At 40.6% G+C, this 7,693-nt stretch carries 5 protein-coding genes; all 5 read right to left on the bottom strand.

Features of this window, described 5'->3' with window-relative positions; translation table 11 throughout:
- Positions 1–94 precede the first annotated feature (94 nt).
- Positions 95–1,027: a hypothetical protein gene (locus OEV42_20885; GenBank protein ID MDH3976726.1), complete on the bottom strand. Its 933-nt coding sequence runs from the start codon at positions 1,025–1,027 to the stop codon at positions 95–97.
- A 1,257-nt stretch (positions 1,028–2,284) separates the two neighbouring features.
- A complete protein-coding gene (locus tag OEV42_20880) occupies positions 2,285–3,412 on the bottom strand; it encodes a Fic family protein (GenBank protein MDH3976725.1) in 1,128 nt (375 codons plus the stop codon).
- A 488-nt stretch (positions 3,413–3,900) separates the two neighbouring features.
- Positions 3,901–4,770 carry a hypothetical protein gene (locus OEV42_20875; GenBank protein ID MDH3976724.1) on the bottom strand — a complete coding sequence of 290 codons (870 nt, stop codon included), beginning with the start codon at positions 4,768–4,770 and terminating at the stop codon, positions 3,901–3,903.
- Between the two features lie 99 nt (positions 4,771–4,869).
- The gene (locus OEV42_20870) at positions 4,870–5,502 is read right to left on the bottom strand and encodes a hypothetical protein (protein ID MDH3976723.1); all 633 of its coding nucleotides are present in this window, start codon (positions 5,500–5,502) and stop codon (positions 4,870–4,872) included.
- A gap of 189 nt (positions 5,503–5,691) precedes the next feature.
- Positions 5,692–7,693 (bottom strand): hypothetical protein (locus tag OEV42_20865; GenBank protein MDH3976722.1); only part of this gene is annotated, 2,002 nt, incomplete at its 5' end.

Below are 7,693 nucleotides of genomic sequence, written 5' to 3'. Positions count from 1 at the left end.
TGGTCAATGCCGATCAGGAATTGGGGAGCGGCGATTAATCAGTTCGCCATTATTTTTGAAGAAAGAGTACCATTAAAGTAGATTGAACAATTTCTCATTTACACAGAAAACTTGACAGGCCCTCATCATACAATTCTTCTAAAATCATTTTTCTTCGGTTTCCATTTATAAGAAATCCATCGCAAGTAATTATTGCGGGCTGTAGTTGACCCTTATGTTTAATTTGTTGTTTGAGTACCGTTTTCTTCTCTGGATCATTTTTGCTAAGAAAGCTTTCGATTAATGCTTGACCCACTTTTGAATTTTCATCAATTATTCCATTAACTTTTTCATAACTCTCAACTTCAGCTTTAATTCGCCCATTTTCTTTTCTAAACTTTAGTTCTTTAGCTGGTATGCTATATATTTTACTAATTTTTTTATCTAACAGATTATTTTTAAAATCTATGACATCCTCTGTCGGCGGACTTGCATCATCTCTAAGTTTATCTATTTTTATCTTAAGCTCGATATTTACTACCCTATATTCACCTTCGCTAATAATTTTATTTTCGCTATTATAATAATTATGTTGTGTACCAATTTGCGCACCTATATTTTGAGTTTCGGCTTGGTTATTAAATTGAGTTCCTGAACCAGTATTTTCATTTTTCTGTTTCATAAGCTTTCCTATAAATTTTGAAATAATTTCGTCTGAGATATCAGTCTTGTTCTTTGTACCATTGCATTTACTCTCATTTTTCCAAGTAGTTAACAAATTTGGTGGGTATTTATTTTCATCGCTATCAACTATTTTGTGACATTTTTCGCACATCAATATTAAGTTCTCAAAACTTCTTCTATATTCATCATCAGAATATTCATTATACCTAGGGCCACCTTCCTCAGCAGCTTCTATATGGCATATCTCACCAAGAACAACATTACCTTCAACTAAATTATTCTCACAACTGGGTGCCGCACACACATTATTAGAAAATGCGAACAACCTTTTAACGGTGGATGGTTTTGGTTCTTTTCTTGCCATTTTAAATTAACCCCCTGTTATGAAATTTTATGTGCCTTTATTATTTGTTTTGAATGCATTCCTTATCTCATCTAAATTATAAGATGGTGTCCTTCTGTGAATTACAGCATGGCAGTTAGGGCACACCGACATGCAAAAAGGGGACATTTCTCTTTAAAGGATAAGCTTATAAAAAATAAGGAACACCCCCGGCAATAATTTAATGAAACAAAAAAAGTCCATCTCCCAATCACCGGGCAACGGGCCTTTAACTTCCTCCCCATTAGAACTTGTGTACTAACAGGGGTTTTAAAAAAGTCTTAAAAGAAACATGAATCACATTTGTTTTTAGTGATTGTTAAACATGATACACTATGTGATACGTGTATAAAGGGGGAAAGGTTGATATGCCCGGAAAATACCCCGGTTTGAAAAGCCGTTGCGGGTTTCGGGTTTCGAGTTGCGGGTTGATCCTTCGACTGGCTCAGGCCTATGGCTCGTGCCAACGGCTTATAGAGATGACAGGATGGTTTCGCGCGGAGGAAAGCTATAGAACGCGGATGACACGGATTTAGCGGATTTTCACTGATTTGGAAGATAGAGGTAAAATTCAAAACAAAATTCTTTAATCCCGTCAATAAAAATCAAGATTCCTCACAGCCTTCGGAATGACAATTATAACAATGGATTATGATTCATTTTGCACCCATTGGCGAATTATAACGGGGGACAGCTGTCCCCTGTTATGGATGCAATTGAATAGGTTGAATAGGGAACCTATAAAATCTTAGAACACTTATTTTACCCCTAAAAGGGGGCTTTTAAGGGCAAAAAAGAGGGTGTTTTTGGAGATTTATTCTTTCAAATCAACTGCTTGACTTGGTCCGACCCCACTTATGCGTAGAACAAGAGTTGATTAAGATCGACCCGAGTGCACCTGATTCAAGGAAGTATGCCAGGTATATTCCAATATGGGCATAGTTTATTTCATTTTTAAATACCTGAAGCCCGGCTCTTTTAGCTAACCTCTTGGTATTGTATGTTATTTTTATTTCATTGCAACCGGAAGAAAGACATGGGGAAAGACAATAGAACACGGATAACACTGATTTAGCGGATTTTCGCTGATTTGAAAAATGATGTTTTGCGTAAGAGCAGGTACGTTTAGAGTTCAAAAGAATAGCTTTAATCCCTTAAATCCTGTTAATCCTGTCAAAAAAAGATTTTATTAAGATTCCTCACATTTATTTGGAATGTCATTATGATTCAAATGGTTTATTAAAAAACAAGCTGGTAGCGGCTGCCTGCGCCCTTGCCGAGGCGTTGCAGAAAACCTTTCTCCGTTAACGTTTTGCATGCGTACTGAATTGTTCTTCTTGGCAGGTTTGTTGTTTCCTCCAATTCCGATACCTGGAGTCGTTCTTTTGGATTGTTCCTGAATGCCTGATATACGATTGAGGCGCTTTCCGAGAGGGACATCATGTTTGCATAACGATTTCGATAAAATTCAATGTCTGACAAGGCCTCTTCAAATATTTTGAGGAAAAACCTGACCAGTGGAAGGTAATTATATTTCATCGGGTCAGAAAAGAATTTTCCTTCCGATGTCTTATGGAGAACGCTGTAATAGGCAGCCCTGTTTTTTTCAATATGACGGTCTATTGCCATGTATGGCGTAATTTCGACAAGGTATTTATCGCCGCTTTGGAGCAGGGCAAGAAGAAAGAGCGCTCTTCCCAGCCTGCCGTTGCCGTCCTGAAAAGGATGAATGGCTAGAAAGCGAAAGACAAATTCAATGGCCACAAGTAATGGTCTTGGATGCTCCTTTAATGTGCTGTTATACCAGCCGATGAGATCGGCCATGGCCGTTTCGGTAATGATTCCCGACGGCGCCGGTTCAAGGACAACCTTTTCTTCCCCTGTGCCGTGATTAATGGAAATAACCCGGTTAGGTGTTTTTTTATAAGAACCTGCATATTCGCTGGCTGCCGGGTAATAGCGTAAAAGATCATGGTGGAGTGCTCTCAGATATGTTTCGGTTAAGGGAAATATCTCTTTATACTGGCTGTAGATACTGGTGAGCGTTTCCCGGCACCCGGCAACTTCCTCGATGCTTCTTTCCCGGTCCTTTAAAAGTTTATCAATAATGAAAGATTTTTTTGTTTCAAAGGATGTCGTTCTGCTGTCTTCCTTGAGCGTTGTATCGATCCATTCTACCTCGTGGTCGGTAAGTAGGGCATTTTCAATACGTGTGGAAGCACCGATTGTGCTGATAAATGCGAAGCGGTGAAGGTAGTCTGATTCTTCAAGGGAAACATCCTGCAGCGATTTCCATGCTTCGACAAATAAACCCTGCAATCGGTTTAGGGATTTTTCAAGGTCTTGATCCGGCTTTATTGAAATCAATTAAAAACTCCTTTCAATAAAAATATTTCATCTTATCTTATTGCGCAATAATGCGCAAGTTTAAAGGCTGTTTGGTTGCGCAATATTGCGCATTGTAAAGGGGAGAGTGAAAGAAAATTGTTGCGGATTATTCAATTTCGGATTTTGGATTTCGGAATGCGGATTGACTGGAGCAGTTGCAGGTTGCTTGTTACTGGTTGCAGGTGAAAAGATGGTTTTGCGCAAAGAAAAGCTATAGAACGCGGATGCCCCCGAATGAAAGTATTTCTGACGGGGCAGGCATGGATTTAGCGGATTTTCACTGATTTGGAAGATAGAGAAAATTCAAAATAAAATTCTTTAATCCCGTCAATCCTGTTGATCCTGTCAATAAATTTTTTTTAATTCTCTGGCCCGAGAACCGTCATCTCAGCTTTAATATGTAGTTCTTCGTTAAGTAAGTATTTATGCGGTACAATATCTCTTCTGTATATCTTAATGAACCCATACTATTTTTTATCTGGCCCTTCGCTATTAATGGGAAAATAATCAATTTTTGTTATTAATGGAATCTTATTAATTAATTTAATTGTAATTACCTGATTTCCAATGATTTGAGTTGATTTACCTTCACTAAAGAATTCTATAAGGAGTTTTGACTTGAATGAAGCATTTGATTTGCTTTTGGAAATCTCAATAACATTGTTAGTGCGAGTTCTTTTATATTTTAACTCACGGCCCATAGTCATTTGACCAATTATTTGTTCAAATTCAGTATGCTCAAAATGGCTCTCTACTTGACTTCCTAAAGGATCTTTAAATATAGTCATCGAAAAATCATCAGATAAGTAGAATAAGATCATTCCTGGATCACCTTCTTCATAACCTTGATCATACTTTTTGGCTAATTCGGTAACTACTCTATTTGTAAGCTCACTAATATTTAGCTCGCCACTAGATTTTAATAAATTTCTTTCTAGAATTTTTTTATTATTTTGAAAATAAAATATAGCATTTTCAAGTTGATCCTCTGATAACCTTGCGCTTACCTCCTGAAATAGTTTATCTGCTATTTGTCTGTATTTTTCAGGGGCATTATTGTTTTCAAAAACGATCTTGCACCAACCATAAGCAGTTTCCCAATGGCTTCTTGCTGCTAATTTATCAGATCTCATAATACATATTGAGAGTTGAGCCTTGATATTTCCATTCAATGCTTCGTTTGTCCTATGCCGATCTTTTTCAATATATGAATCTAAATATTGCTGGTTTACAGGGAATTCCACTGCCATACCGGTCTTAACTACTAGTATTGATATTAAAAAGATAGTTATTTTTGCGAGTTGTAATATTTTTGACTGTGTAATTTTTTTAAACACCACAAATTCCTATTCCCAATTATTAGCCAATAAAAAACGGGACGTTTCTCTTTAATTCTAATAGTTCCACTTTTCTTTTCAAAATAAACAAAAAAAGGCCTATTTCTTTTTCTTAGTCTCCATCTTCTTTCCTTCCTGTTTCACCTCTTTTGGGAGATAACGTTTATATTTCTTAAGTTTCTTGTTAACCGGTCCCTGCCATTTTGTGTTAACCGTCGATTTGGATACCCAGTTCAATATTTCTGCATGTCGTGCTTTAGTTTTATCATATTCCAGCCCGAAGGTTCCCATTCTGAAGGCGCCTGCCTGTTTACCCTCGATATATTTAAGGGCGCCGAAATATTGGCTTTTCCCCGGTTTGACTTCAATTGTATAATTAAGGGCCTGTTTACCAAGATGACTCATGTTGCTTCCTATCAAAAAACCGCTCAACATATATTTTCCCGGCTTAATATTTACACAGACGAATTTCCCGTCGGGACTCACGTAGATGGGTTCGCTGGTTCCCCTTAATCCCATCCCCACATAAACCTTTCCGACTCGCTGAAGCATTACATGCTCCATATACCACATATCGCTTGGCATAACGATCTGTCCGTAGACGAGACTTGACTGGTTGTTCTTCATGTCCCGCACTCTCACGATACGCTCTTTGTAGGGCCCTCTGGCGGCGCATGCACCTAAAAGGGATAAAAGCAGTAATACTGTTGAATATTTGTATATTTTTTTCATTTCACTCTCCTTTTATTCATTCTCATGAAATGCTCCCATTAAAGATAGAAATTACCTGGTATTTATGTAATGAATTGTTTTGTGTCTATGATGCAGGAAAATGAGACATTTCTCCTTAATTCTAACAGGTCTGCTTCTCATTTTAAAATATCTCCCTATCACCGACCAACAGCCATTAAGCCCCTTTTTTTAGTGCCTACGTGAATACATATTACCGCCACCACTTTGCATGGCGTATTGCATTATTTGCGAGATGAAGGCATTATTGGCTACAGCATATCCTGGCTGGGGGACTTCCCTTCTTGCCCGGTATTTTGATCTCCTGTCCTGGAAATAATAATCGGCACTTTTCCCCAACTGGTCCATAAGTTCTTTAAGTGTTTTTTCGCTTGCCCTCAGACTGAGCAGGTGGTCGGGTATTTCGATTGTCTGAGGGGCGTGATCTTCATAGATGCGCCAGAGGCTCTTCAGGTCATATACCTCGGTCTCGTAAAGCCGTATATGGCGTTGCATGGGATCGAGCTTTATCATATGGAGGATAATTTTGTCCATTTCCTGCCTTGAAAGATAGGCTGCGCTGCGGAGCTTGTAAGCCTCTTCCCAGGCATCGAGATAGTCAGGGTCGAGGTCGGCGGCTTTTCGGAAGTGCTTGTATGCCTCAAGCTTTCTGTGCTGGGAAAGGCGGAGTTGTCCCAGCAGGAACTGAACCTGAGGTTTCCTGGGTGAACTCTTTGAAAGTTCCGTTAGTATTCTTTCTGCCGTAGTCATGCTTTGCTCATGGCGGAATACGCCTTCGCAGCCGAAGCAGAAGCTGGCAACCTGCCCGAACTGTTCAGGCATGCGCCTGAAGGCGATTTCATAATGTTTTTTTGCGCCTTCCACATCCCCCATGGAGGAGAGCCTTTCGGCCATACGCCACTGGATGCAGTAGGCATCTTTAAATAAAAGCGAAGCCTCACGGTAAATATCGAGGCTTCTTCTCACAAGGCCTGCTTTGGTAAACTGGTCACCTTTTTCGGCAAGTTTTACGGCTTTAACGACGCGTTTAAAAAATGCGGCATCTTCCTCTTGTCCCCTTGCCTTGAGTATATCGGCAAGGAAGTCATAACCTCTTACCCTGTTTCCGGGTTTTTGCTCACCGTCGGTGGGGTCCACTTTCAGGGCCTGTCTTACCGCTTTTTCGGCCTCCTCATGTTTGCCTGCTTTATTTAAAAGATAGGCTTTCCAGATGAGGGGCCGCTCTTCGAACCTGTCACGAAGGTAGAGCTTGTCCAGCCAGTCGATGAGCGAAGGCCCTTCCATTTCTACAAGCACCTGGTAGGCGTCATCATCGTGAGGATAACCGTAGAGGTGGTTTTTAAGAAGGTTTGAAGCTTCGCTTTTCCGGCCGGCCTTGTAGAGGGCCTTTGCTGTAAGGGGGATAAGCTCAGCATTATCATCTGCAATCTCGATGAGGTCTGATGCACCCCACCAGGGGGCCTCTTCCAGAAGGGCGAGAACATCCTCGTGGCGACCGGCGGCATCGTATATGCGGGCAAGTTTTGTCATGAAAGTGGGCAGGGAACTGCCCACACCCGATTTAATCATCATTGGTCCCTGTGACTGGACGGATGATTTGATAAGGGATTCCATGGCTGAAAGAAGAAGATTTTCCGCCCCCTCATAATCTTTTTTCTCAAGGCGGGCATCGATAATGGTGATGAGAGGATCACTTGCTCTGCCTATTGAGTACATGTATCTCTCCATGGCAGGCCCTTGCTCCGTGATTAACTGGAGGTAATGTTTTACTCCCTCTTCTGCCAGCGCTTTATTCTCCAGAAGATTGCCCAGATGGATCATTCTCGAAGCAACCTTTAATTTAATGGAGGCCAGGGTGGGATCTGTCTCTTTTGACAGGCTGCCTATCATTTGGCTGAGCAGATGGGCAGCTTCATCCACCTTATCCATTGCCAGTAAAAGATCGACTTTCCGTTCCAGGATTCCCATTTTTGCAGCAAGGCTCAATCCTTCTTCATTGGCCGCTTTTGTAATGATTTCCAGGAGTTTATGGGCCTTGTTTTCTGATGAAGCGAGAACGCCGCAATGTGTCCAGAGGGGTAACTCGGGACTTTTTTCCAGCGTTTCACTACAAAACCGTATCAACTGGGAGGTGTAGCGTATTTTTTCAAATGCCTGCCATAAGGCCTTAAAC

This window comes from Deltaproteobacteria bacterium (assembly GCA_029860075.1).
Classification (GTDB): Bacteria; Desulfobacterota; JADFVX01; order JADFVX01; family JADFVX01; genus JAOUBX01.
Note: the sequence above shows the minus strand (reverse complement) of the source record. Positions and strands in the feature narration are given on the sequence as shown.

Coding starts and splice junctions, on each gene's coding strand:
- OEV42_20885 (MDH3976726.1), bottom strand. CDS start 1,027: ATGGCAAGAAAAGAACCAAAACCATCCACCGTTAAAAGGTTGTTCGCA.
- OEV42_20870 (MDH3976723.1), bottom strand. CDS start 5,502: ATGAAAAAAATATACAAATATTCAACAGTATTACTGCTTTTATCCCTT.